Raw genomic sequence first — 24,202 nt, forward strand, 5'->3', positions numbered from 1 at the left:
TCGGGTTGCTGCACGAAAACGGTCAGGGCGCGGCGGGCGTTGCTGACCGGGTGCTGCGTGATCAGCAGAGTGTTCAACGTTTTGCGCAACGCGGGAAACATCGATTTCTGATAACCAATGCGGGATTGCTGCGCTGGACGCGGTCGTGCACGGCAAGGTCGCGCGGCGCAGCGATCGGTGGCGCGCAAGGTGACGCCTGCAGCGGGCGTGTCGACGCTACGGCACGGACGGGACGCGCCGTGCCTGACGGAATCCGTGTCGAAGCAGAGAAATACGCCTGCTGGACACAGCGCTGCTGATCACGCAGCAGCGTATCAGCAGCGTTGTTTCCCCGAGTTCATCGCGCTGCGGAATATGGTTGTGATGCCGCGGCTGGCACGCTTATCAACGTGCGGCGTTTGTCGGGGACGCCATGACGGGCCGTCGATCGCGATGCATTTCGTCATGCAGACGATTGTTCGTCGTCGCGATCGTTGAAATGGCACGCTCCTTGCTGATCATGACGTGACGGGTGCGTCGGCACCCGACTCGACAAGGGGAATGCAACCGATGAGCCATGCAATCAACGTGGTCGCGATATCGGGCGGCCTGCAACGGCCGTCCCGCACGCTGGCGCTGACCGACGCGATCGTCGCGGCGCTCGGCGCCGCGCTGCCGATCGAAACACGGCTGATCGAACTCGGCGAGATCGGCGCCCGGCTGGCCGGCGCGCTGACGCGCGCGCAGGTACCGGCCGACCTCGATGCGCAGATCCGCGCGATCGAGACGGCCGATGCGCTCGTCGTCGCGAGCCCCGTGTATCGCGCGTCGTACACGGGGCTCTTCAAGCACCTGTTCGACCTCGTGCATCACGAAGCGCTGATCGACGTGCCCGTGCTGCTGGCGGCCACCGGCGGCAGCGAGCGTCATGCGCTCGTGATCGACCATCAACTCCGTCCGCTGTTCAGCTTCTTCCAGGCCCGCACGCTGCCGATCGGCGTGTATGCGTCCGAAAGCGATTTCGACCAGTACCAGATCACGAACCCGGCGCTGCGCGCGCGTATCGCGCTTGCCGTCGATCGCGCGGTGCCGCAACTGCGCCCGCATGCGCTTTCCGTCGCGGCCGCGTAGGCGGCCTGCGTTTTCTCTTCCGACCAGGACACACTCATGAGCCATACCGATTCTTCCGCCGACGGCGTCAAGTTCGCCTACTGGGTGCCGAACGTCAGCGGCGGCCTCGTCGTCAGCACGATCGAGCAGCGCACCGACTGGAGCCTAGAATACAACCAGCAGCTCGCGCGCACGGCCGAAGCGGCCGGCTTCGAGTACGCGCTGAGCCAGATCCGCTTCACCGCCGGCTACGGCGCCGAATACCAGCACGAGTCGGTGTCGTTCAGCCAGGCGCTGCTGCATGCGACGACGAAGCTCAAGGTGCTCGCCGCGATCCTGCCGGGGCCGTGGCATCCGGCCGTGGTCGCGAAGCAGCTCGCGACGATCGACCACATCTCGAACGGCCGCATCGCGATCAACGTCGTGAGCGGCTGGTTCAAGGGCGAATTCACCGCGATCGGCGAGCCGTGGCTCGAGCATGACGAACGCTATCGGCGCTCGAAGGAATTCATCCAGGCGCTGAAGGGCATCTGGACGCAGGACAACTTCACGTTCAAGGGCGACTTCTACCGCTTCAACGACTACACGCTGAGCCCGAAGCCGGTGCAGAAGCCGCATCCGGAGATCTTCCAGGGCGGCAGCTCGCGGGCGGCGCGCGACAACGCGGCGAGCGTATCGGACTGGTACTTCACGAACGGCAATACGCCGGAGAACCTGAAGGCGCAGATCGACGACATCCGCGCGAAGGCGGCGGCAAACAACCATCGCGTGCGCATCGGCGTCAACGCGTTCGTGATCGCGCGCGATACCGAGGAAGAGGCGAAGGCCGTGCTCGACGACATCATCCGGCACGCGCACGTCGAGGCCGTGCATGCGTTCGGCGATGCGGTCAAGCAGGCCGGCAGCGCGTCGCCGGAGGGCGAAGGCAACTGGGCGAAGTCGACGTTCGAGGATCTCGTGCAGTACAACGACGGCTTCCGCACGAACCTGATCGGCACGCCGCGGCAGATCGCCGAGCGCATCGTCGCCCTGAAGGCGATCGGTGTCGATCTCGTGCTTGCGGGGTTCCTGCATTTCATCGAGGAAGTCGAGTACTTCGGCAAGCGCGTGCTGCCGCTCGTGCGCGAACTCGAGGCGCAGCGACAGGCGGTTGCTGCGTAATGCGCAGGCCGGTGCGCGGCGGGCATTCACGCGTGCCGCGCGCGGGTTGACCGAAGGGGTGACGCCGACCGCGCTGGTGGGTCATCCGGGTTTGACGTTTCGGATATCGAAACAGGAGGTCGGCGGATGCTTCACGGCACCGCGGGCCGGTTCATGAGCTTTGCCGGAAATGACATGTCCACGGAAATCATCGAAGAAAACGTGCAACCGCAAGCGGGCGTCACGCCCGTTCCCGTCATCGGCTCGGATGCCGAGGCACTCGATGTCGCACACCAGGTCGCGGCACGACTGGCCGAGCACGCCGCGTTGCGCGACCGCGAGCGGAAGCTGCCGTTCGACGAGGTCGAGCTGTTCTCGTCGAGCGGCCTGTGGGGCATCACCGTGCCGCGCGAATATGGCGGCGCGGAGGTGTCGAACGTGACGCTCGCGGAAGTGATCGCGATCGTTTCTCAGGCGGACCCGTCGCTCGGCCAGATCCCGCAGAACCATTACTGCCTGATCGAGGATATCCGCCTCGAGGGCAGCGATGCGCAGAAGCGCTTCTTCTTCGATCTCGTGCTGAAGGGCGCACGCTATGGGAATGCGTTTTCCGAAGCAGGCGGCAAGAACGTGCTCGACATCCGGACGCGTGTGCGCCGCGACGGCGACGCGTTCGTGCTGAACGGCCGCAAGTTCTATTCGACCGGCACACTGTTCGCGCACTGGATTCCGGTGCTCGCGCTCGACGAGTCGGATCAGGCCGTGCTCGCATTCGTGCGGCAGGGTGCGCCGGGGCTGACCGTCGTGGATGACTGGAGCGGCTTCGGGCAGCGCACGACCGCGAGCGGCACGGTGATCGTCGACAACGTGCGCGTCAGCCCGTTCGAAATCTTCCACACGCAGCGTTCGTACGACCGCCCGACCTTCGCGGGCCCGTTCGCGCAGATCACGACCGCCGCGATCGACCTGGGGATTGCACGCGCGGCGCTGCAGGACACGATCGCGTTCGTGCAGCAGCATGCGCGCCCGTGGATCGACAGCGGCGTCGAACGCGCGAGCGAGGATCCGCTGACGGTCGCGCAGATCGGCGATATCGCGTACCGCGTGCACGCGGCCGAAGCGCTGCTCGCGCGCTCGGGGCGCTTCGTCGACGCGGCGAAGCGCGAGCCGAGCGAGGAGACGGTCGCGCAGGCCGCGATCGCGGTCGGCGAGGCGAAGATCGCGACGACCGAGGTGTCGCTGCTCGCGGCGAGCAAGCTGTTCGAGCTCGGCGGCAGCAAGTCGACCCTCGCGAAATACAACTTCGACCGCCACTGGCGCAACGCGCGCGTGCATACGCTGCACGACCCGGTGCGCTGGAAGTATCACGCGATCGGCAACTACTACCTCAACGGCGTGAAGCCCGCGCGCCATTCCTGGAACTGACCGGCTCCTGACGAGGCTAACCCATGAGTCATCCAGCAAGCTCCGCGCAGGCACTGCCCGTGCGGAATGCCGTACCCCAGGCAGGCGGCCTGCGGCGCAACTACCTGAGCCTGCCCGAACTGATCGCGCAGTCGATCGGCCTCGTCGGCGTGTCGGGCGGGATCGGTGTGCTGATCCCCGCCGTATTCGCGACGGCCGGCAACGGCACGTGGCTGGCCTACCTGTTCGCGATCGTCGCGCTGCTGTTTGCGTCGTGGAGCATCTCGGTGTTCGCGCGCGATTCGGCGTCGCCGGGCGCGTTGTATGCGTACGTGTCGGCCGGCATCGGGCCGGTCTGGGGCGCGATCTGCGGCTGGTCGCTGCTGATTGCCTATGCGGTGGCCGCCGCGGGCATCCTGCAGGGGACGATCAACACATTTCTGGTGTTGGGCCGCGAGACCGGGCTGCTCGGCAGTGCGACGCCGCTCGGCGCGGTGCTCGGGCTGACGGTCGTCACCGCGTTCGCCGCGTGGTACATCGCGTTTCGCGACATCCGGCTGTCTACGCGCTTCACGCTGTTCGTCGAACTCGCGACGCTGCTGCTGATCGCCGTCGTCGTGATCGGGACGATCGCGTTCGGCGGGCATCCGGTCGATCGCGCGCAACTCACGCTCGAAGGCGTGAAGCCGACGCAGCTTCAGCTCGGGATGGTGCTCGCGTTCTTCAGCTTCACGGGGTTCGAGAGTGCGACCGTGCTCGGTGCGGAGGCACGCGACCCGTTCCGCGCGATTCCGCGCGCGGTGCTGATCAGTGTCGTCGGGCCGGCGATCCTGTTCGTGATCGGCGCCTACGGGATGGTGAGCGCGTTTCACGGGCAGACGCCGCCGCTCGATCAGGTCGACGGTCCGCTCGCGGTGCTCGCGCATCGGCTCGGGGCCGGCTGGGTCGGTGTGCTGATCGACGCGGGCGTGGCGCTGAGTTTCTTCGCGGCGTTCTTCTCGTCGATCAATGCGGCGGCGCGAATCGTCTATACGTTCGGGCGGCAGGGCGTGCTGCATGCGTCGACCGGGCAAGCGCACGAGCGGAATGCGACGCCGCACGTCGCAGTGGCGCTGATTACGGCGCTGGCGCTGGCCACTGCGCTGGTGTTCACCGCGCGCGGCACCGCACTGCTCGATTCATATGGCTATCTCAGCTCGATCGCGACGTACGGCTGGCTGCTTGCGTACGTACTGGTGGCGATCGGCGCGCCGCTTTATCTGCGCCGGCAGCACCGGCTGCGCGCGCGGCATGTGGCGATCAGTGTCGTCGCGGTCGTGCTGCTCGCGATTCCGCTGGCCGGCAGCGTGTATCCGGTGCCGGCGGGCGTCTACGCGTGGCTGCCTTATGTGTTCGTCGTGCTGCTGGCGATCGGGCTCGGGTGGTTTCTGGTGCTGCGCGTCCGGTTTCCGGAGCGCTTGCGCGAGCTTGAGGCGGAATTGCTGACGAAGTGACCGAGCCGCGGCGATGGAGGCGTTCTTGCGTGACGGCCGGCCGATTCCGCTTCAGCGGCTCGCTCGCGGCCGTTACGCCACCCCGGCCATCCTCGACGCATCGACCAGCATCTGCACGCCGAGCCCGCCGAGAATGAGCCCCATCGCCCAGCGCTGCGCGAGCAGCAGCGTCGGGCGATCGTGCAGGAATTTCGCGATGCGGCTCGAACCGATCGCCACCAGCCCGTTCGCGCAAGCGAATGCTGTGATCAGCAGCGAACCGAGAAACAGCGATTGCCCGAGCACGCTGCCGTTCCGGTAGTCGATGAACTGCGGCAGCAACGAGATGAACAGCATCGCGAGCTTCGGGTTCAGCACGCTGGTCGTCGCCCCCATCGCGAGCAACCGGAGCGGCCGCTCGCTGGGCAACGCCTGCACCTCGAACGGCGAGCGGCCACCGGGCCTGACGGCCTGCCACGCGAGATACAGCAGGTATGCGGCACCGATCACGGCCAGCCCGCTGCCCGCATAGGGCACGCTCATGAACAGCGTCGTGATGCCGAACGCCGCGCCGAACATGTAGAACAGGTAGCCGATCATCACGCCGCCGAGTGAAATGAGCCCCGCCGTGCGACCTTGCGCGATCGAGCGCGACATCACGTAGACCATGTTCGGCCCGGGCGTGACCGCGAGCATGCCGCCGATGACGAGAAATCCGTAGAGCGATCCGGACGTATGCATGTCTGATGATTCCTGCAACGGGTGAGGGCTGACGAGATGCATTGTCCGGCCGTGGAGGAGAACAGTAAAACGGGATAAACTGAATCGATTAATCAGTTTTTCTGAATTCGATGAAAAAGCTCGACCTCGATGTGCTCGCGATGGTGGTGGCCGTCGCCGAATCCGGATCGTTCGCGCAGGGCGCGCAGGCCGTGCACCGGTCGCCGTCGGCGGTGAGCATGCAGATCAAGGCGCTGGAAGACGCGCTCGGCAAGCCGCTCTTCATCCGCGACACGCGCAACGTGACGCCGACCGACGACGGCACGATGCTCGCCGAATACGGTCGCCGGATGCTGGCGATGCGCGACGAGGCATGGGCGTCGGTCGTACGCCCGGAGATCCGCGGCCGCGTGACGATCGGCGTGCCCGACGACTACATTTCGTCGCTGCTGCCGCAGGTGCTCGGCAAGTTCGCCGCGATGCATCCGCGCGTGGAAGTGCGCGTGATTGGCCAGCCGAGCAGCGCGCTCGTGCCGATGCTGAAGGACAACACGGTCGATCTCGCATGCCTCACGCGGATCAAGGGCGTGACCGGCGAGCTGATCCGGCTCGAACCGCTCGTCTGGGTCGGGTCGCCGAAGCGCAACGTGTGGGAGGAGCGGCCGCTGCCGGTGGCCTTCTTCACGCACGGCGGCAGCATGGCGCGCGATCAGGCGGTCAAGGCGCTGAACCGGCGGAAGATCCCGTACCGGATGTCGTACGAAAGCCCGAGCCACCTTGGCCTGCTCAGCATGGTGGAGGCCGGGCTGGCGGTCGCGCCGCTCGCGCGCTGCTGCATTCCCGATCATCTCGTGCAGTTGTCGGAAAGCCACGGGCTGCCGTCGCTCGGCGAACTCGAGGTCGTGCTCGCGCGCAGCGCGCAGTCCGCGCGCCCGCCGTGCGACTACCTGGCCGAGCAGATTCTCGGCGAATGGCGCACCTGAGCGGCCCGCTGGCGGTCGCGCTTCAGCACGACTTCAGCAGCCATTCGCGGAACGCGACGAGCGACGGCAGCGTCTCGTTCCCCGGCGGGTAGATGAGGTAGTAGCTGCGCTGGCTGGTGATCGCGTCGCCGATCGACACGAGTTCGTTGCGGCTCAGCTCGTCTTCCACCAGCACCTTCGGCACCAGCCCGATCCCCATCCCGGCCCGCACGGCCTGGATCAGGTGCGACGTGAGCTCGAAGCTCGGGCCGATGCGCATCTGCCGATGGTCGAGCCGATAGTGCGAAAACCATTCCGCCCACGCCTGCTGGTTGCTCGTCACGCCGAGCAGCGTCTGCTTCGCGGCCCATGCCGGCGTGCGTGCGCCGGCCTTGCGGCGGCTTGCGCTGCCCGCGTCCGGCGGCGCGATCGCGATCAGGAACTCGTTGTACAGCCGGTGCGCGCGCAGGCCCGGCCAGTCGCCCGCGCCGACGGTAATGGCCGCATCGAGGTCGTCGTTGAGAAAATCGACGCCGCCGATCCGCGAATGAAGGTGCACGGTCACGCCCGGATGCGCGGCGTAGAAATCGTGCAGGTGCGGCAGCAGCCATTTCGAGCCGAATGTGGGCAGCGTCGCGAGCCGCAGCGTGCCGGCGCCCGCCTGGTGCGACATCGCCTGCAGCGTCGCGCCGCGGATGCGCCCGAGTGCACCGCTCAGCTCGGTGAAGTAGCGGCGTCCCACTTCGGTCAGCTTGACCGAGCGGCCCTCGCGCCGGAACAGCGGCACGCCGAGTTGGTCTTCGAGGGTCTGAACCTGCCGGCTGATCGCGCTCTGGCTCAGCGACAGCTCCTCGGCCGCGCGCGTATAGCTTTCATGCCGCGCGGCGGCCTCGAACACGAGCAGCAGTGACATCGACGGGGTGAGGCGACGGTAATTCATGAGTTTTATGCAATATTCGCCGGAGCAGAATTCGTTTGTTTCTCGCGAAATATCCAAAGATACTGGAATTCCCGGTCGCGTGGAAACTTGCTAAAAAATCATGTTTCGGCCGCGCGAGCCGGCCGGTTCCACCCACACTGCCGCTTCTACCCCATGTCGATCGTCTCGTTGCCCCGTCCCGCCAGCCCGCCCGCGCAGGCATACCGTGACTTTCTCGCCGCGCTGCAGGCCGCCGGATTCGCCGGGGAAATCCGCGCGGACCACGCGAACCGGACGGTGCAGGCCACCGACAACTCGATCTACCAGCGCCTGCCGCAAGCGGTGGTCTGCCCCGCGCATACGGACGACGTCCGACTGCTGGCGCGGCTGCTCGCCCAGCCCGCGCATCGCGACGTCGCGGTGGCCGCGCGCGGTGGCGGTACGGGCACCAACGGGCAATCGCTGACCGACGGCGTGGTTGTCGACCTGTCGCGCAACATGAACCGGATCCTTGAAATCGACGTCGAGCAGCGCTGGGTGCGCGTGCAGGCCGGTGTCGTCAAGGATCAGCTCAATGCGGCGCTGAAGCCGCACGGGCTGTTTTTCGCGCCGGAACTGTCGACGTCGAACCGCGCGACCGTCGGCGGGATGATCAACACCGACGCGAGCGGGCAGGGCAGCTGCACGTACGGCAAGACGCGCGACCACGTGCTCGAGCTCGAGTTCGTGCTGATGGGCGGCGAACAGTTGCACAGCGACGCGCTCGCGGACGACGAGCTGGAGCGCCGCTGCGCGCGGCAGGATCGTATCGGCAAGGTCTACCGCACCGCGCGGCGCATCAGCGACGACAAGGCGGCGCTGATCGAAGCGAAGTTTCCGAAGCTCAATCGCTGCCTGACCGGCTATGACCTCGCGCACCTGCGCGAACCCGATGGCCGCTTCAACCTGAACAGCGTGCTGTGCGGCGCCGAAGGCTCGCTCGGCTTCGTCGTCGAGGCGAAGCTCAACGTGCTGCCGATCCCGAAGTATTCGGTGCTGGTCAACGTGCGCTACGCGGGCTTCATGGACGCGCTGCGCGACGCGCGCGCGCTGCTCGCGCACCAGCCGCTGTCGATCGAGACGGTCGACTCGAAGGTGCTGATGCTGGCGATGAAGGACTTCGTGTGGAGCAGCGTGGCCGAGTATTTCCCGCAGGACGACGCTCGGCCGACGCTCGGCATCAACCTGATCGAATTCAGCGGCGACGATGCGGATGACGTCGATGCGCGCGTGCGCGCGTTCGTCGACCATCTGCGCACCGATACGAGCGTCGAGCGCCTGGGCCACACGCTCGCGGCCGGCGACGACGCGGTGAAGCGCGTGTATGCGATGCGCAAGCGCGCGGTCGGCCTGCTCGGCAACGTGCAGGGCGAGGCGCGCCCGCAGCCGTTCGTCGAGGACACCGCGGTGCCGCCCGAAAACCTTCCCGCGTACATCGCCGAATTCCGCGCACTGCTCGACGGCCACGGGCTGCAATACGGGATGTTCGGGCACGTCGACGCGGGCGTGCTGCACGTGCGGCCGGCGCTCGACATGAAGGACCCGAAGCAGGCGGCGCTGGTGCGGCCCGTGTCGGATGCGGTGGCGGCGCTCACGCAGCGCCACGGCGGCCTGTTGTGGGGCGAGCACGGCAAGGGCGTGCGCTCCGAATATGCGCCGGCGTTTTTCGGCGAGCTGTATCCGTCGCTGCAGCAACTGAAGGCCGCGTTCGATCCGCACAACCAGTTCAACCCGGGCAAGATCGCGACGCCGCCGGACCCCACGATGCGGCTGCTGAAGATCGACGAAGTGCCGACGCGCGGCGACCACGACCGGCAGATCGACGAACGGGTGTGGCAGCGCTACGGCACCGCGATGCACTGCAACGGCAACGGCGCGTGCTACAACTTCGACCCGGACGATGCGATGTGCCCGTCGTGGAAGGCGACACGCGAACGCGTGCAATCGCCGAAGGGGCGTGCGTCGCTGATGCGCGAATGGTTGCGCCTGCAAGGGCAGGCCGGCGTCGACGTCGTCGCGGCGGCGCGTGCGCGGCAGCCGTTCCTGAGCGGCCTTGCCGCGCGCTGGCGCAACAGCCGCGCGGCGCGCAACGGCGAAGCCGATTTCTCGCACGAGGTGTACGACGCGATGGCCGGGTGCCTCGCGTGCAAGTCGTGCGCGGGGCAGTGCCCGGTGAAGGTGAACGTGCCGGAGTTTCGCTCGCGCTTTCTCGAGCTGTATCACCAGCGCTACCTGCGGCCGCTGCGCGACTACCTGATCGGTTCGCTCGAATTCACGATGCCGTGGATGGCGCGGGTGCCCGCGCTGTACAACGGGCTGATGCGGGCGGGATGGGTGCGCACGGTGCTGGAGCGGCACGTCGGCATGGTCGACAGCCCGCTGCTGAGCCGCTTCGATCTCGCGGCCGTGATCCGTCGATGGCGCGTGAAACCGGCCGACCCGCAGGCGCTCGCCGCGCTGAGCGACGCGCAGCGCGCACGCAGCGTCGTCATCGTGCAGGACACGTTCACGCGCTATTTCGATACCGAGCAACTGGCGACGCTGATCGAGCTGGCGGCGCGCATCGGCTTTCAGGTGTGGCTCGCGCCGCTCGCGCCGAACGGCAAGGCGCTGCACGTGCAGGGTTTTCTGCGCGCCTTTGAGCGCGCGGCGATCCGCAATGCGACGCAGCTGGCCGCGCTGGCGCGCTCGGGCGTCGCGCTGGTCGGCCTCGATCCGGCGATGACGCTCACGTATCGGCAGGAATACCTGAAGGTGACCGGGCTCACCGATGTGCCGAAGGTCGCGCTGCCGCAGGAATGGCTGCTGCAGGCACTGCCGGAAGACGGTACGGGAGCGGGCGCCGGCGGCGTGCCCACGGCGTACCGGTTGCTGCCGCACTGCACCGAGAAGACCAATGCGCCCGACAGCGGCAAGCAATGGGCGCAGGTGTTCGCGCGACGCGGGCTGCGTTTGCAGGTCCAGGCGGCCGGGTGCTGCGGGATGTCGGGCACCTACGGGCACGAGGCGCGCAATCTCGCGACGTCGAAGACGATCTATTCGCAGTCGTGGGCGGCGCACGTGGACGGGCCGGAGGACGAAGGCGAGGCGCTGGCGACCGGCTATTCGTGCCGCAGCCAGGTGAAGCGGATGTCGTCGAAGCAGGTGCGCCATCCGTTGCAGGCGCTGCTCGATCACGTGCGGGCGGCGGGGTGACGATCGGGCGTGGCGTTTCGCGTTGCCCGCGAGATGACGTTCGTTTCAGCGTCGAGCGGTAGGCACCGTGCCGCTGTCGACGCACGCCTGTGCTCAGGCGTCGGCTTTGGTCGTCTTTCCGGCGTGCGGCTTGTCTGCTGCGGGAAACGCGCCGCCGCCGCGCGGCCGTTTCGGATCGATCCGCATCTGCCGGATCACGCGCCGGAAATCGATCTCGTGCGCCGCCATCGTGCCGATCAGTGTCGCGATGACCGCGAGGTGGGACGGGACCGTGCCCTTGCTCGAGTAGTTCGTGATCGAGCTTTCGTTCATCCGGATCAGGCGGGCGAACTCGCGCGCCGTCAGCTGTGCCTTCTTCAACTCCTGTTGGAATTCCGCATACGCCATTGCACACATGATGCTTTGTCTCCGTGAATCAGAAATCGGCCCGCGCGGCGCCGGCGCCGACGACGACGGGTGGCGTTCCCGTCGTGCCGGCGCGGCGGCGGGTTACATCTTCACCTGGTCGAGGAAGGTCTTCTTGCCGCTCTTGTAGCCGTAGATCGAGATGATCCCGTGCGTCAGATCGCCCTTCGCATCGAACGTCGTCGTGCCGATCACGCCTTCGTACTTCGTCGCCGGCATCGCCGCGAGGATCTTCGCCGGATCGGTCGAGTTCGCGCGCTTCATCGCGTCGACCGCGATGTAGACCGCGTCATACGCGAACGGCGCATCGAACTTGATGCCCTGGTTGAAGCGCTTCTGGTACTTCGCGAGGAAGGCCGCGCCGCCCGGCATCTTCTCGAGCGCAGCGCCGGCCTGCGAGCACAGCACGTTGTCGGCCGCCGGGCCGGCCAGTTCGGCGAGCGAGTCGGTGCACACGCCGTCGCCGGACAGGATCTTCGCGCGCAGGCCGAGCTGCTTCGCCTGCTTCGCGAGCGGGCCGCCGGTGGCGTCCATGCCGCCGTACATGATCGCGTCCGGGTTCTCGCCCTTGACCTTCGTCAGAATCGCGCGGAAGTCGACCGCCTTGTCGTTCGTCGCGTCGTGCGACAGGACCTTCAGGCCGAGCGCTTTCGCCTTCTTCTCGAACTCGTTCGCGAGGCCCTGGCCGTACGCGGTCGAATCGTCGATCACCGCCACGCTCTTCACGCCCTTCGACTGCGCGTAGCTCGCGAGCGCCGGGCCTTGCTGCGCGTCGGTCGCGACGACGCGGTAGGTCGTCTTGAAGCCTTGCTGCGTGTAGGTCGGGTTCGTGGCCGACGGCGAGATCTGCACGATGCCCGCGTCGCTGTAGATCTTCGACGCCGGGATCGACGTGCCCGAGTTCAGGTGGCCGATGACGGCGACGACCTTGTCGTCGACCAGCTTCTGCGCGACCTGCGTGGCCTGCCGCGGGTCGGCCGCGTCATCCTGCGCATCGAGTTGCAGCGTGATCTTCTTGCCGCCGATCGTGAGCCCCTTCGCATTGATTTCCTCGACTGCGAGGCGCGCGCCGTTCTCGTTGTCCTTGCCGAGGTGCGAAATGCCGCCCGTCGTCGGTTCGACGCTGCCGATCTTGACGACCTGGTCGGCCATCGCGGTCGACGCGGCCGCGAACGCGGCGGCAGCCAGTGCGACGGTGACCAGGGGTTTGCAGCGCATGCCGACAGTGCTTCGTTCCATCTGCCTTCTCCGATTTGAATGTCTTTCTATTGACGTCTCGACCGGCCGACGGCGAGGTCGGGGCGATCGGACGAGTCTCCATAGCCATCATGGGCTTCACTTGCATCGCGTCCGGCCGCTCGACGCGTCGCCCGGGTGAGCGGGCAAACCGGGGCCGGATACGGTGCAATTCGTATGAATATATATGAAGCCGATTTTGCGCGCTGCAGCGAATCGCGTAGCGGGGCGTGTGCAGCACGGCCGGCGCCCGGCATTCGAAGGCACCGGATGCCGGAAATCGTGCATCGCGGCAGGCTACAGCCTGCGATTCACTGTCGACGGCCTTACGGCCGCATCCATTATTCGGCCGGTGGCCGGGGGGAAGCCATGGACACTGATGTGCGGTCAATCCGGAACTGTTCGGTCGATTTGTCTGCACAGTTTGGGCGATTTCGATTGCGCATCCGGTTGCGGGGCCATGCTTCATCGGGATCGACTTGCGCTTTGATGCAACTAACGGTCAAGCCCGCCGGCATCGGCGAACTGGCGGCGATCGACCGCCCACGCAACGCGTTCGGCTTCGCAGGTACCGGGGTTCGTCCTGGCCGGCTCGCTTGCGGATCGCCGGGGCGATCGGGCCGGCCCGATGCGGCGTCGAGCCTACGAACGTCCGCGCAACGCCACGAAGATCACGCCGGCAATTGCCAGCAGGCCGCCGCACACCGTCTCGATGCCGGGCCGCTCGCCCGTCAGTGCCATCGACAGGACCGTCGCGACCGCAGGCGTCAGATAGAGGAAGTTGGCGGCGCGCGCCGCGCCGAAGTAGCCGAGTGCGAACGTCCACGTCGCGTAACCGAGCGCGGCGGGGAAGATGCCGAGCGTCAGCACGGCCAGCGTCGTGTCGCGCGACCCGCTGCCCAGCGCTGCGAGTGCGCCCGGCAGCCACGGTGCGAGCAGCAGCGCGCCGGCCAGCAGCGTGTACGCGGTGCAGGCCAGCGCGCCGTATACCGGAATCAGCCGCCGCTGCAGCACGAAATAGCTGGCCGAGCACAGGGCCGCACCGAGAATCAGCGTGCTGCCCGCGCCGAGCACGAGGCCGCCCGGTTGCCCGCGCGCGATCACCGCGATGCCGGCGAGGCTGACCAGCGAGCCGAGCCAGCCCCAGCGATTGAAGCGCTCGCCGAGAAACACGGCGGCCAGCAGCGCCGTGAAGATCGGCAGCGTGTTCACGATGAAGCTCGCCGCGCCGGCCGAGACGGTCTGTTCGCCGGTATTGAGCAGCGCGTTGTAGAGCGCGATGCCGAGCAAGCCGCACAGCAGGAAGCGCAGTGCGTCGCTCCGTGTCGGCACGCGTGGCCGCCGCGCGATCAGCCACGCGACGATCAGCACGGCCGCGGTGGCGAAGCGCGCCGCCGCGAGCTGCAGCGGAGTCAGGCCATGCAGGCCGATCCGGATGAACGGGAAAGCGGACGCCCACGAAACGATCGTGAAGGCGACCGCGCCGGCCGCGATCAGCGGCTGTCGCGCAGGGCGCGACGACGGTGTGGAGAGTGTGTTCATGCGCCAATGATGCGATGTGGCAAGATGCTAAGCTAGCGCACAGATCAGCACGCAGATATGACCATGATTCACAGCTCGAACCGGCGGACGGCCAGCGCTTCAACCCGCGCGAAGCGCGCGCCGGCGCCGGGTTCGCGGCCGCCGCTCGCGAGCCTGGAGACGGTGTGCACGGTCGCGCGCGAGGGTTCGTTCCTGGCGGCGGCCGATGTTTCCGGCGTGACGCACGGCGCGATCAGCCGGCGGGTGGCCGCTGTCGAAAACTGGCTCGGGCTGAAATTGTTCGAACGTCATGCGCGCGGCGTGCGCCTGACGCCGGACGGCCAGCGCTTCGTCGGCCGGATCGAACAGGCATTCGCGATCATCGACAGCGCGGCCGATCAGTGGCGCTCGCCGCGTACGCCGCGACTGGTCAGGATGAGCGTGGTGCCGGCCTTCGCGCAGCTCTGGCTGTTCGAGCGCCAGCATGCGCTCGAGAGCGAGGCGCCCGCATTGCGGATCGAACTCGGCATCGATCTTCGCAACGTGGATATCGCCGGCGGCGAAGCGGACCTGTCGGTCCGGTACGGGCGCGGCAACTGGCGTCAGCTCGAGACCCGCGCGTTCATGCCGGAGCGGCTCTATCCGGTCGCGCATCCGCGGCTCGCCGCACAACTGGCCAAGGCGCGCCGCCGGCGCGGCGATGCCGCGTTGCTCGACCTGCCGTTGCTGCACGATTCCGATGTGACCGGCTGGCGCACGTGGTTCGATGCATTGGGCGTGCCGTTCAAGCCGCGCGCGCAGGATCGCCGCTTCGAGGATTACAACCTCGTGCTGGCCGCGGCCGAGGCCGGACTCGGCGTGGCGCTGGCGCGGGTACCGCTCGCCGACGCCTATCTCAAGCGCAGCGGCCTCGTACGCGTGAGCCGGCACGAGGTCGATTCGGTGCTCAGGTATTACTTCGTGCACGCGAAGGGGGAAAATCGGCCTGAGGTGCTGGCGTTGATGGAGCGGATGCGAGCGGCGGTGGGGGCAGAAGGTTAGCCGGCCTGCCGCCGCGAGACCTGCCACGGTGCGCCGGTGGGGGTGAAGAAAGCGTTGTGCGATATGGGGCACTAGGCTCGGGCCGCCGGATCGACGACAATGCGACCGCGAATAACGATGAGGTGGAGCGATGAACGAAATTCGAAAATACATGCATCCGTGCGGATGCAAGCGAGGTCAACAATGAACAAGCCAGACAAGTCGTCGAAAGCGCGTGCCGCGCTCGACCAGCTGTTTTCGGGCATGGCGCCCGCGGATGCGACGCGCGCGTCGCGTCCGGGCAATCCGTTCGAAGCGAGCGCAGACGACGCATCCGCCGGCACGGGCGGCCGCGGCGGGATCGAAGTCACGCTGTCGACCCGGATCCAGTTGCGCGGCTATCCGAATGCGAACGCATTCATGAAGCGCATGGCCGAGGCCTGGGGGCTGGAGTGGGGGATGTACGACAGCGTCAAGGCCATCGCGACGCTGCCCGCCGGATGGCGAGCGCGCCGGCTTCCGGAAGTCACGCAGATCGTCGACGGGCACGACGTGCTGCGCGCGGAGAGCAGCCTGCAGGGCGGCGAGATGTCGTATCTGAAAGTGCATCCGCGCTATTACATCGACGCACGCAAGGGGCTGGGCTGGGGCAAGTCGTCGAAGGCGTCCGACGATCCGGATCTCGACGGCCCCGACTGGAACTGCTTCGTGATCGATCGCGAAAAAGCCATCGAAGTGCACGAATTGACCACCTCGTCGCTGAAAGCCGACATGGACAACGCGCGGGCAACGTTGGTGAAATGGCTCGACGAGAACTATCCGAATCATCGCGATCCCTTCGCGTACTGGACGGATTGCGAAGGGGCGTCGTAATTTTGCGTGGTGGCCCGGTTCGGTATCGCGGGCACACGCTGCGCGACCGGCGCCCTAGCCGGCGGCGCGCAGGCCGCTTCGAGGCATCGACCGGTTGCGACGGGAGCGTCAATTGAAACGAGCCGGTTTCGTCCCGGTTCTCTGGGCAGCGTTGGGTGCGGCGTTCGGTTCGACGGTCGTCGAGCTGCTGCTCTGGCCGATCGTCGGCGACGACGCCATCGCGAACCTGTTGCGCGACACACGCCTCACGGCGGCGATCGTGATGGGGCGCGGCGTGCTCGGCGCATCGGCCGGCTTCGATCCGCGGGTCATGGCGGCCGCGACCTTCGTGCACCTGGTGTTGTCGCTGGCCTATGCGGCCGTGCTGGCGAAGGTGATTCGCAACCTGTCGCTTGCGGCCGCGCTACTCGCAGGCGGCGCGTTCGGCCTCATCCTGTACGGCGTCAACCTGTACGCCTTCACCGCGATCTTCCCGTGGTTCATCCCGGTTCGTGGCGCGATCACGCTCGTGGCCCATCTGGTATTCGGGATCACCGGAGCGGTCGTTTACCGCCTCGCCACGCGCCAGGCCCGACGCCAACCGCGGCAACGATAGTCGCGGTTGCCCGTGTCGATCATTTGCACCATTTCCACCACTGCGAGCGCGTCGTCCACTTCAACGGGATGGACCATTGCCGCTTCGGCGTACCGATCGGCGGTGGCTTTCGCCATGGCGCGCTCCCTGCCGGCACCGCCGGCCACGGATTCGGCGGCATGCATCCGTTCGGCGGCGTGAGCGGATTCGGTGGAATGCGCCGACGTCAGGCGGTGTTTCCGCGCAGATCCGCGGCCAGCGCATCTGCTAATCGAGCCGCCCGCGCAAGTCGTCGAACGGAATCATCACGTGCGTGCGATATGCGGGCCGCGCTTTCAGCCGTTCGTACCAGGCTTGCACGTGCGGGAGGTCCGGCCGTGCGATGTCGAGTTCGAAGTAGCGATACAGGTGCGTGCCGGCCGCAATGTCGGCGAGCGTAAGCGCGTCGCCTGCGAGAAACGCTTGCCCGGCCAGCGCCGCATCGAGCGCCTGGAAGTGCTGCGCGCACGCCGCGATGCTCTGCTCGACGCGCGCCGTGTCGCGCTGCTCGGGCGGCGTCCGGAAGTAGCCCCGGAACACGCCGTTCAGGAACGCCGGCTGCAGCGTGGATTGCGACCAGTCCATCCAGCGGTCGGCGCGCGATTGTTCGGCGGGGTCGTCGCGCCAGAAGCCGGGGCGTCCGTAACGCGCGGCGAGGTAGCGCAGGATGCTGTGCGATTCCCAGACGACCGTGCCGCCGTCGTCGATCACGGGCACGCGCCCGTGCGGGTTCATCGCGAGAAAAGCGGGCGTGTCGAGCACGCCGAACTGGCCTCCGGCCGGCACGTGCCGATGCGCGAGCGCGAGCTCGTCGACGAGCCACATCACCTTCTGGACGTTGAATGCATTGCGGCGCCCCCATACGGTCAGCATGCCGGCCTCCATGTAGTGAGCGGAACGGGATCGCGACAGTGTAAACGCCGCAGGCGCGCACCGCGGTGCGCGCCTGCCGGCTGTCGTCGTTGCCGCCGCGCGGCGGCGCGATCAGAACTTGTGGCGAATCCCGACGATCGCGAGCTCCTGCGTATCGGTGCCGGAGTTCACGCCGTACGAGCCGACCGACGCGGCGGCCTTCACGACCGCGCCGTTCGCGTTGAGCGTGTTGCCGCTCGCCTTCTGGTAGCCGAACAGCGCATACAGGTCGGTGCGTTTCGACAGCGCGTAGTCCGCGCCGAGGTTGACCTGGTTGTAGTGTGCGGAACTCGGCCCCGTCAGCGACGTGTAGTTGTAGCCGACGCCCGCGCGCAGCGCCGGCGAGAACTGCCAGTTGAAGAACGCCGAGCCGTTGTTGAACTTCGCGTTCTGGCTGAATGCCGACAGCGTGTCGGCGCCGTACTGCGTATTCGAATACGCAAGGCCGAAGGTGGCGGGCCCGGCGACGTACTGGCCGGCCACGCGCACGATCTGGATCGACTTCGCGCTCGAGAAGCCCTGGTTGATCACGGTGTTGAACAGCGTGTCCGAGCTGCTCGACCACGTACGCACGCCGTTCGCGACGCTGGAGCCGCCGTTCGCGTAGAAGAAGCCGGCGCCGAGCGACAGCGGGCCGTTCGCGTAGCTTGCGCCGAAGCTGTACGTGCGGCCGCTGCCGGTGGCGCCCGCGACGCCGCCGAAACCGTACAGGCCTTCGAACTGGAAGCCCGAGATCAGCGGGCTCGTGTACTTCACCGAGTTGCTGACGCGCAGGCTGTTGTCGTAGTTGTCGAGGTCGCCCGGCGTCGCGAACACGCCGCCGAAGTAATTGTCCTGCGTGAGGCCCTGCACGAGATCGACGACCGGATCGTACTGGCGGCCGAGCGTGACGGTGCCGTACGTGCTGCTCGCGAGGCCGACGACGGCCTTGCGGCCGAATTCGCGACTGCCCTGGCCGAGCGCGCCCGTGCCGATGTTGAAGCCGTTTTCGAGCTGGAACAGCGCGGCCAGGCCGCCGCCGAGATCCTCGGTGCCGCGCAGCCCCCAGCGGCTACCCGACAGGTTGCCGCTGCTGAACTTGACGAGGCTCGACGCGTTGCTGCCGTTCGCGTTCTGCGCGTTGTGCACGTAGGCGATGCCCGCATCGGCGATACCGTACAGCGTGACGCTGCTTTGCGCGTGAGCGCCGGCTGCGTGGAGCGCGGCCGGCAGTGCGAGCAGTGCGAATGAACGGATCTGTTTCATTGTTGGATTCCCCCGTTGGTCGATTGGTCTGACGAGTCGGTGAACGATACGGACAGCGCATCGTCGAGGGAACCAATAAATAGTCGGATCGTTATGAGGCGGTGCGGGGATGGATGCGCGCGCAACCGGTTGACGGCCGGTGCACAGGGGCGCTATGCGTCGTGCCGCCGCGACGCGTTTCTCAGCACGAGCGTCATCAGCTGCCGGCGCGAGTCGACGCCGAGCTTCGCGAACGCGCGCTTCGCGTACGTGTCGACCGTGGACGTCTTGAGCCCCATCGCTTGTGCGATGGCGGCCGACGTCATGCCCTGGATGAACGACGCGCACACGTGCATCTCGCGCGCGGTCAAGCGTTCCTGCCATTGCGGCAGCCATTGCGCGACGAGGTCGAGATCGAACTCGTCGCGTGGCGCGTCGTCCGCCGGGATCGCGCCGAGCAGGCGCTTGTGCGCGGACGCCAGCGGCAGCACGACCTGGGAAAGTTGCTTCAACAGGCTCAGCTCCTTCAGCGAAAACGGCGGCAACCGCCGCGAGCGCGCGATCGAGATCGAGTAACGCGTGCCGCCCGTCACGCCCGCGATCACGCATTCGTCGTGAATGTCGCCGGCATCGAAGAACAGATGGCGCAGCTCGCTCGCCACGCGCTGCGCGGACACCTGCAGCAACTGCACATCGTTTTCGGTTTCGATCGCCGCGTAGGTTGCATCGTCGCTTGCGTAACTGCGGTAGTAGTGGCGCATGACCTGCGCAACCAGCTCGGGCTCGCGGCCGAAGCTGCCGATCCAGCCGATGCTGCGGCGGCTCGACGATGCACTGCGCTCGTAGTCGAGATGCACGGCGTCGAAGTCGACGTAGCGCACGAGGGTGTCGTAGACGGCGCGCATGAACTGCGGCGTCCCGACGACTTGCGCGATGTCGCCGAGCGTTTCGGTCACGAACGCGACGTGGCTCAGCGGGAGATCGGGGGCGGGAAGCGCAGCGCTCATGGCGTCGAGTTTCGAGGATGTCAGGTGGCGCTACAGGTATCACGAATATTTTCGACTGCCTACGCGGGAATCTACCCAAGCGGCCCCGAACGGCGTTGCCGTTTGTCCCGGTTTTCGGGACTGACGGTGCGGGCCGCGATCTCTACATTGCCCCTTGTGCTGAACACCGCTTGACGGCGTTGACGCGAGTCCGGACCCGGACCGGGCGCAACGGCCGATCCCCATCACAAGGAGACTCCCCATGCGTATCCGTATCCGTCGTCACCCGGTCTTGCGCGCCGCGTGCGTCGCTTCAGCCGGGCTGGCCCTCGCGGCCAGCCTGTCCGCCCATGCCGGCGAGGCCAACCTGAACGTGTACAACTGGTCGGAGTACATCGCGAAGGACACCGTGCCCACCTTCGAGAAGCAGTCGGGCATCAAGGTGCGCTACGACAGCTACGACAGCGACGATACGCTGCAGACGAAGCTGCTCGCGGGCAGCTCGGGCTACGACATCGTCGTGCCGACGTCCAACTACCTCGCGCAGCAGATCCAGGCCGGCGTGTACCAGAAGCTCGACAAGTCGAAGCTGCCGAATCTCGCGAACCTCGACCCGGTGCTGATGAAGATGGTCGCGAAGGCCGACCCGGGCAACCAGTACGGCGTACCGTGGGCGTGGGGCACGACGGGGATCGGCTACAACGTCGAGGCGGTCAGGAAGCGCCTCGGCGACACCGCGCCGACCGACAGCTGGGCGCTGCTGTTCGACCCAGCGAACGCGGCGAAGCTGAAAGGCTGCGGCATCTCGCTGCTCGATGCGCCGGACGCCGCGTTCGCGGCGGCGCTGCAATACCTGGGCAAGGATCCCGAGAGCAAGAACCCGGCCGACTATCAGGCGGCCTACGAGGCGCTGAGGAAGATCCGCCCGTACGTCACGCAGTTCAGCTCGGCCGGCTATGCGGACGACCTGGCGAACAACGATGTCTGCGTCGTGCTGGGCTGGTCAGGCGACGTCGGCATCGCGCGGCGGCGTACGCTGGACGCGAAGCGCGCGTACGAGATCCGCTACGTGAATCCGAAGGAAGGCGGCCTGCTGTGGTTCGACGTGATGGCGATCCCGAAGGACGCGCCGCATCCGGAAGCCGCGCTGAAGTGGATCAACTACATCGAGGACCCGAAGACCAACGCGGCGATCACGAACGAGATCTTCTACCCGAGCGCCAACAAGGCCGCGCGCCCGTTCGTGACGCCGGCGATCGTGCAGGACCCGAGCATCTACCTGTCGGACGCGACGATCGCAAAAGCGTCGCTCGCGATGCCGCGCAGCGCCGACATCGCGCGGATGCAGAACCGTCTGTGGTTGCAGCTGAAGTCGGGCGGTTGAGGGAAACGACGATGATCCCTACGCTCCCTGCCGCCTCGGTTGCGGCCGGCACCCGCCGCGATGCGGACACGTTCGTGCGCATCGAAAACGTCGTGAAGAAATTCGGCGACAGCACGGCCGTCGACAACGTGAACCTGACGATCGCTAAAAACGAACTGTTTGCGCTGCTCGGCAGCTCGGGCTGCGGCAAGTCGACGTTGCTGCGCATGCTCGCCGGGCTCGAGACGGCCACCTCCGGCAGGATCTTCGTCGACGGCGAGGATCTCGCCGCGCTGCCGCCGTACCGCCGTCCGGTGAACATGATGTTCCAGTCGTACGCGCTGTTCCCGCACATGACGGTCGAATCGAACGTCGCGTTCGGCCTGAAGCAGGAAGGCACGCCGAAAAACGAGATCAAGGAGCGCGTGGCCGATGCGCTCGCGCTCGTGCAGATGAGCAAGTACGCGAAGCGCAAGCCGCACCAGCTGTCCGGCGGCCAGCAGCAGCGCGTCGCGCTGGCCCGCTCGCTGGTCAAGCGCCCGAAGCTGCTGCTGCTCGACGAGCCGATGTCCGCGCTCGACAAGAAGATCCGCCAGAAGACCCAGCTCGAACTGGTGAACATCATCGAGAAGGTCGACGTGACCTGCGTGATGGTTACGCACGACCAGGAAGAGGCGATGACGATGGCGAGCCGCCTCGCGGTGATGAGCGAAGGCAAGATCGTGCAGATCGGCTCGCCGGGCGAAGTCTACGAATACCCGAACAGCCGCTTCTCGGCCGAATTCATCGGCTCGACCAACCTGTTCGAGGGGCGCGTGGTCGAGGACGAGCCCGATCACATCTTCGTCGAGAGCGACGACCTCGAGGCACGCATGTATGTGAGCCACGGCGTGACGGGCCCGCTCGGGATGCCGGTCGGCATCTCGGTGCGCCCGGAACGCGTGCACGTGTCGCGCGAGAAGCCGGGTTCGAAACACAACTGGGCGCACGGCGTCGTGACCGACATCGCGTACATGGGCAGCTACTCGCTGTATCACGTGCGCCTGCCGAGCGGCAAGACGGTGGTGTCGAACCTGTCGAGCTCGCACCTGATGAACGACGGCGCGCCGGCGTGGAACGACGACGTGTTCGTGTCGTGGTCGCCGGCCAGCGGCGTCGTGCTGACGCAGTGAGGACGCCATGATGAGAACCTCCGCTTCCACGCCTTCCGCGCCGGTGCCTGCAGGCGCCGCGGGCACCGGCGCCTGCCGCGCCTGCCCGGGCCGCTTCGCCGCGCTGTCGCGCTTGTTGCCGTCGGGCCGCAGCGTCGCGATCGGCGTGCCGTTCATGTGGCTCGCGATCTTCTTCGCGCTGCCGTTCGTGCTGGTGCTGAAGATCAGCTTCGCCGACCCGATGCTCGGCATCCCGCCGTACACCGCACTCGCGCGGCTGGAGGCAGGCACCGTGCAGGTCGTGCTGTCGCTGAAGCATTACGCGCTGCTGCTGCAGGACGACCTGTACCTGAACACCTACGTCAGCTCGCTGAAGATGGCCGCGGCATCGACGCTGATGTGCCTGCTGGCCGGCTATCCGATCGCGTACTGCATCGCGCGCTCGGCGCCGGCCCGCCGCAACCTGCTGATGATGGCCGTGATGCTGCCGTTCTGGACGTCGTTCCTGATCCGCGTCTATGCGTGGGTCGGGATCATGAAGGACGACGGGCTGCTGAATCATGTGCTGGCGGCGCTCGGCGTGATCGCGACGCCGCTGCGGCTGTATCACAGCGACGCGGGCGTCTACATCGGGATGGTCTATTCGTACCTGCCGTTCATGGTGATGCCGCTGTACGCGCACCTCGTGAAGATGGACCTCACGTTGCTCGAGGCCGCGAACGATCTCGGCGCAACGCCGTGGTCCGCGTTCTGGCGCATCACGCTGCCGCTGTCGAAGAACGGTATCGTCGCGGGCAGCCTGCTCGTGTTCATTCCGGCGGTCGGCGAATACGTGATTCCCGAGCTGCTCGGCGGCGCGAACACGCTGATGCTTGGCCGCGTGATGTGGGATGAATTTTTCAACAACATGGATTGGCCGATGGCGTCCGCGGTGACGGTGACGATGGTGCTGCTGCTGCTCGTGCCGATGGCGCTGCTCCATTACAACCAGGCCGAAGCGGAGGCCAGGCCATGACCCGCGCGCATCGCATCCTGTCCGCGTGCGTGCTGGGCGCGGGCTTCCTGTTCCTGTACATCCCGATCGTCAGCCTGGTCGTCTACTCGTTCAACGCGTCGAAGCTGGTCACGGTGTGGTCGGGTTTCTCGCTGAAGTGGTACGGCGCGCTGCTTCGCGATGACGAATTGCTCACGGCCGCATGGCTGTCGTTGAAGATCGCGCTGCTGACGGCGACCGCGTCGGTCGCGATCGGCACCTGGGCCGGCTTCGTGCTCGCCCGCATGGGGCGCTTTCGTGGCTTCACGCTGTATGCCGCGATGATCAACGCGCCGCTGGTGATTCCGGAGGTGATTCAGGGCATCTCGCTGCTGCTGCTGTTCGTCGCGATGCAGCAGGCCTTCGGCTGGCCGGCCGGGCGCGGCTGGCTGACGATCTGGATCGGCCACGTGATGTTGTGCCTGTCGTTCGTCGCGGTGATCGTGCAGTCGCGCGTGAAGGCGCTCGATCGTTCGATCGAGGAGGCCGCGCTCGACCTCGGCGCGCGGCCGTGGAAGGTGTGCTTCGTGATCACGCTGCCGCTGATCGCGCAGGCGCTGGTGTCCGGCTGGCTGCTCGCGTTCACGGTGTCGATCGACGACGTGATCCTGTCTGCGTTCCTGTCGGGTCCCGGCTCGACGACGCTGCCGCTCGTCGTGTTTTCCCGCGTGCGGATGGGGCTCAACCCGGAGATGAATGCGCTCGCCACGGTGTTCATCACGGCGGTGACGATCGGCGTCGTCGTCGTGAACCGCGCCATGCTGGCCCGCGAGCGTCGGCAGGCGCGCGACACGCGGATGTGGCACGCGGCACTCGCGCCCGGGGTATCCGGCGCCCCCGCGGCGCCGTCCGCCATGCCGCCCGTGCGTCCGCCGGCCGCGCCGCCGCTGCACGACCGCATCCCGCATCCCACGAAATGACGAAC

General features: G+C 67.0%; 21 protein-coding genes. 13 read left to right on the top strand and 8 right to left on the bottom strand.

The annotated features are described in order from the left end of the window. The first annotated feature begins 549 nt into the window (after positions 1 to 549). The 4 genes from msuE to ACPTTC_RS34145 all read left to right on the top strand — a co-directional run bounded on the left by msuE (position 550) and on the right by ACPTTC_RS34145 (position 5,126). On the top strand, positions 550 to 1,110 hold the full coding sequence (gene msuE, locus ACPTTC_RS34130; RefSeq protein ID WP_423395784.1) for an FMN reductase: 561 nt from the start codon (positions 550 to 552) through the stop codon (positions 1,108 to 1,110). 36 nt (positions 1,111 to 1,146) lie between these two features. Continuing rightward, positions 1,147 to 2,250: a dimethylsulfone monooxygenase SfnG gene (gene sfnG, locus ACPTTC_RS34135; RefSeq protein ID WP_423395785.1), complete on the top strand. Its 1,104-nt coding sequence runs from the start codon at positions 1,147 to 1,149 to the stop codon at positions 2,248 to 2,250. A 174-nt stretch (positions 2,251 to 2,424) separates the two neighbouring features. Next, the gene (locus tag ACPTTC_RS34140) at positions 2,425 to 3,654 is read left to right on the top strand and encodes an SfnB family sulfur acquisition oxidoreductase (protein WP_423395786.1); all 1,230 of its coding nucleotides are present in this window, start codon (positions 2,425 to 2,427) and stop codon (positions 3,652 to 3,654) included. 23 nt (positions 3,655 to 3,677) lie between these two features. Beyond that, entirely contained in the window at positions 3,678 to 5,126 is a 1,449-nt protein-coding gene (locus ACPTTC_RS34145) for an APC family permease (protein ID WP_423395787.1), read from the top strand. A gap of 72 nt (positions 5,127 to 5,198) precedes the next feature. Here ACPTTC_RS34145 and ACPTTC_RS34150 read toward each other — a convergent pair whose 3' ends face one another. Further along, the gene (locus tag ACPTTC_RS34150; protein ID WP_423395788.1) at positions 5,199 to 5,846 is read right to left on the bottom strand and encodes a LysE family translocator; all 648 of its coding nucleotides are present in this window, start codon (positions 5,844 to 5,846) and stop codon (positions 5,199 to 5,201) included. Positions 5,847 to 5,956: 110 nt separating this feature from the next. Here ACPTTC_RS34150 and ACPTTC_RS34155 point away from each other — a divergent pair, with 110 nt between their 5' ends. Next, positions 5,957 to 6,808, top strand: coding sequence for a LysR substrate-binding domain-containing protein (locus ACPTTC_RS34155; protein ID WP_226201131.1), 852 nt, complete (start codon positions 5,957 to 5,959; stop codon positions 6,806 to 6,808). Positions 6,809 to 6,830: 22 nt separating this feature from the next. Here ACPTTC_RS34155 and ACPTTC_RS34160 read toward each other — a convergent pair whose 3' ends face one another. Next, positions 6,831 to 7,727 carry a LysR substrate-binding domain-containing protein gene (locus ACPTTC_RS34160; protein ID WP_423395789.1) on the bottom strand — a complete coding sequence of 299 codons (897 nt, stop codon included), beginning with the start codon at positions 7,725 to 7,727 and terminating at the stop codon, positions 6,831 to 6,833. 153 nt (positions 7,728 to 7,880) lie between these two features. On the opposite strand from ACPTTC_RS34160, the gene ydiJ reads away from it, so the two are divergent. Then, the gene (gene ydiJ, locus ACPTTC_RS34165) at positions 7,881 to 10,940 is read left to right on the top strand and encodes a D-2-hydroxyglutarate dehydrogenase YdiJ (protein WP_423395790.1); all 3,060 of its coding nucleotides are present in this window, start codon (positions 7,881 to 7,883) and stop codon (positions 10,938 to 10,940) included. A 93-nt stretch (positions 10,941 to 11,033) separates the two neighbouring features. Here the strand turns inward: ydiJ and ACPTTC_RS34170 are convergent, their stop codons facing one another. The 3 genes from ACPTTC_RS34170 to ACPTTC_RS34180 form a co-directional block, all read right to left on the bottom strand. Then, positions 11,034 to 11,336, bottom strand: a complete 303-nt coding sequence (locus ACPTTC_RS34170; RefSeq protein ID WP_423395791.1) for an XRE family transcriptional regulator — start codon at positions 11,334 to 11,336, stop codon at positions 11,034 to 11,036. Between the two features lie 93 nt (positions 11,337 to 11,429). Next, on the bottom strand, positions 11,430 to 12,584 hold the full coding sequence (locus tag ACPTTC_RS34175; protein ID WP_226201128.1) for a branched-chain amino acid ABC transporter substrate-binding protein: 1,155 nt from the start codon (positions 12,582 to 12,584) through the stop codon (positions 11,430 to 11,432). A gap of 639 nt (positions 12,585 to 13,223) precedes the next feature. Next, positions 13,224 to 14,123, bottom strand: coding sequence for a DMT family transporter (locus ACPTTC_RS34180; protein WP_423395792.1), 900 nt, complete (start codon positions 14,121 to 14,123; stop codon positions 13,224 to 13,226). Between the two features lie 57 nt (positions 14,124 to 14,180). On the opposite strand from ACPTTC_RS34180, the gene ACPTTC_RS34185 reads away from it, so the two are divergent. From ACPTTC_RS34185 to ACPTTC_RS34195, 3 genes are all read left to right on the top strand, one after another. After that, positions 14,181 to 15,143 carry a LysR substrate-binding domain-containing protein gene (locus ACPTTC_RS34185; protein ID WP_423395793.1) on the top strand — a complete coding sequence of 321 codons (963 nt, stop codon included), beginning with the start codon at positions 14,181 to 14,183 and terminating at the stop codon, positions 15,141 to 15,143. A gap of 183 nt (positions 15,144 to 15,326) precedes the next feature. Further along, positions 15,327 to 15,995, top strand: coding sequence for a nitroreductase (locus ACPTTC_RS34190; RefSeq protein ID WP_226201125.1), 669 nt, complete (start codon positions 15,327 to 15,329; stop codon positions 15,993 to 15,995). Between the two features lie 112 nt (positions 15,996 to 16,107). Continuing rightward, entirely contained in the window at positions 16,108 to 16,590 is a 483-nt protein-coding gene (locus tag ACPTTC_RS34195) for a sodium:proline symporter (RefSeq protein WP_423395794.1), read from the top strand. A 246-nt stretch (positions 16,591 to 16,836) separates the two neighbouring features. Here ACPTTC_RS34195 and ACPTTC_RS34200 read toward each other — a convergent pair whose 3' ends face one another. From ACPTTC_RS34200 to ACPTTC_RS34210, 3 genes are all read right to left on the bottom strand, one after another. Beyond that, positions 16,837 to 17,481 carry a glutathione S-transferase family protein gene (locus tag ACPTTC_RS34200; protein ID WP_423395795.1) on the bottom strand — a complete coding sequence of 215 codons (645 nt, stop codon included), beginning with the start codon at positions 17,479 to 17,481 and terminating at the stop codon, positions 16,837 to 16,839. 111 nt (positions 17,482 to 17,592) lie between these two features. Next, positions 17,593 to 18,765 (bottom strand): porin, encoded by a 1,173-nt coding sequence (locus ACPTTC_RS34205; RefSeq protein WP_175969057.1) that lies wholly within the window; start codon positions 18,763 to 18,765, stop codon positions 17,593 to 17,595. Between the two features lie 152 nt (positions 18,766 to 18,917). Next, positions 18,918 to 19,751, bottom strand: coding sequence for a helix-turn-helix transcriptional regulator (locus ACPTTC_RS34210; RefSeq protein WP_423395796.1), 834 nt, complete (start codon positions 19,749 to 19,751; stop codon positions 18,918 to 18,920). A gap of 241 nt (positions 19,752 to 19,992) precedes the next feature. Between ACPTTC_RS34210 and ACPTTC_RS34215 the strand changes: the two genes are divergently transcribed. The 4 genes from ACPTTC_RS34215 to ACPTTC_RS34230 are packed head-to-tail and all read left to right on the top strand — an operon-like array spanning position 19,993 to position 24,197. Beyond that, positions 19,993 to 21,114, top strand: coding sequence for a polyamine ABC transporter substrate-binding protein (locus tag ACPTTC_RS34215; RefSeq protein WP_423395797.1), 1,122 nt, complete (start codon positions 19,993 to 19,995; stop codon positions 21,112 to 21,114). An 11-nt stretch (positions 21,115 to 21,125) separates the two neighbouring features. Continuing rightward, on the top strand, positions 21,126 to 22,265 hold the full coding sequence (locus tag ACPTTC_RS34220) for an ABC transporter ATP-binding protein (RefSeq protein WP_423395798.1): 1,140 nt from the start codon (positions 21,126 to 21,128) through the stop codon (positions 22,263 to 22,265). Between the two features lie 10 nt (positions 22,266 to 22,275). Next, positions 22,276 to 23,259 (top strand): ABC transporter permease subunit, encoded by a 984-nt coding sequence (locus ACPTTC_RS34225; protein WP_423396555.1) that lies wholly within the window; start codon positions 22,276 to 22,278, stop codon positions 23,257 to 23,259. Then, complete coding sequence (locus ACPTTC_RS34230; RefSeq protein ID WP_423395799.1) at positions 23,256 to 24,197, top strand: ABC transporter permease subunit; 942 nt, start codon at positions 23,256 to 23,258, stop codon at positions 24,195 to 24,197. Before ACPTTC_RS34225 ends, ACPTTC_RS34230 begins: the two co-directional genes overlap by 4 nt. The last annotated feature ends 5 nt before the right edge of the window (positions 24,198 to 24,202 follow it).

Origin of the sequence: Burkholderia mycopellens, from assembly GCF_964265025.1 — a bacterium.
Taxonomy (GTDB): Bacteria; Pseudomonadota; Gammaproteobacteria; order Burkholderiales; family Burkholderiaceae; genus Burkholderia.

Bases quoted from the DNA above. Each gene is read 5' to 3' on its own strand.
- ydiJ (WP_423395790.1), top strand. From the start codon at position 7,881: ATGTCGATCGTCTCGTTGCCCCGTCCCGCCAGCCCGCCCGCGCAGGCA.
- ACPTTC_RS34190 (WP_226201125.1), top strand. From the start codon at position 15,327: ATGAACAAGCCAGACAAGTCGTCGAAAGCGCGTGCCGCGCTCGACCAG.
- ACPTTC_RS34205 (WP_175969057.1), bottom strand. From the start codon at position 18,765: ATGAAACAGATCCGTTCATTCGCACTGCTCGCACTGCCGGCCGCGCTC.
- ACPTTC_RS34150 (WP_423395788.1), bottom strand. From the start codon at position 5,846: ATGCATACGTCCGGATCGCTCTACGGATTTCTCGTCATCGGCGGCATG.
- ACPTTC_RS34170 (WP_423395791.1), bottom strand. From the start codon at position 11,336: ATGTGTGCAATGGCGTATGCGGAATTCCAACAGGAGTTGAAGAAGGCA.
- msuE (WP_423395784.1), top strand. From the start codon at position 550: ATGAGCCATGCAATCAACGTGGTCGCGATATCGGGCGGCCTGCAACGG.
- ACPTTC_RS34200 (WP_423395795.1), bottom strand. From the start codon at position 17,481: ATGCTGACCGTATGGGGGCGCCGCAATGCATTCAACGTCCAGAAGGTG.
- sfnG (WP_423395785.1), top strand. From the start codon at position 1,147: ATGAGCCATACCGATTCTTCCGCCGACGGCGTCAAGTTCGCCTACTGG.
- ACPTTC_RS34175 (WP_226201128.1), bottom strand. From the start codon at position 12,584: ATGGAACGAAGCACTGTCGGCATGCGCTGCAAACCCCTGGTCACCGTC.
- ACPTTC_RS34230 (WP_423395799.1), top strand. From the start codon at position 23,256: ATGACCCGCGCGCATCGCATCCTGTCCGCGTGCGTGCTGGGCGCGGGC.
- ACPTTC_RS34220 (WP_423395798.1), top strand. From the start codon at position 21,126: ATGATCCCTACGCTCCCTGCCGCCTCGGTTGCGGCCGGCACCCGCCGC.
- ACPTTC_RS34210 (WP_423395796.1), bottom strand. From the start codon at position 19,751: ATGAGCGCTGCGCTTCCCGCCCCCGATCTCCCGCTGAGCCACGTCGCG.
- ACPTTC_RS34215 (WP_423395797.1), top strand. From the start codon at position 19,993: ATGCGTATCCGTATCCGTCGTCACCCGGTCTTGCGCGCCGCGTGCGTC.
- ACPTTC_RS34160 (WP_423395789.1), bottom strand. From the start codon at position 7,727: ATGAATTACCGTCGCCTCACCCCGTCGATGTCACTGCTGCTCGTGTTC.
- ACPTTC_RS34155 (WP_226201131.1), top strand. From the start codon at position 5,957: ATGAAAAAGCTCGACCTCGATGTGCTCGCGATGGTGGTGGCCGTCGCC.
- ACPTTC_RS34140 (WP_423395786.1), top strand. From the start codon at position 2,425: ATGTCCACGGAAATCATCGAAGAAAACGTGCAACCGCAAGCGGGCGTC.
- ACPTTC_RS34225 (WP_423396555.1), top strand. From the start codon at position 22,276: ATGAGAACCTCCGCTTCCACGCCTTCCGCGCCGGTGCCTGCAGGCGCC.
- ACPTTC_RS34185 (WP_423395793.1), top strand. From the start codon at position 14,181: ATGACCATGATTCACAGCTCGAACCGGCGGACGGCCAGCGCTTCAACC.
- ACPTTC_RS34180 (WP_423395792.1), bottom strand. From the start codon at position 14,123: ATGAACACACTCTCCACACCGTCGTCGCGCCCTGCGCGACAGCCGCTG.
- ACPTTC_RS34145 (WP_423395787.1), top strand. From the start codon at position 3,678: ATGAGTCATCCAGCAAGCTCCGCGCAGGCACTGCCCGTGCGGAATGCC.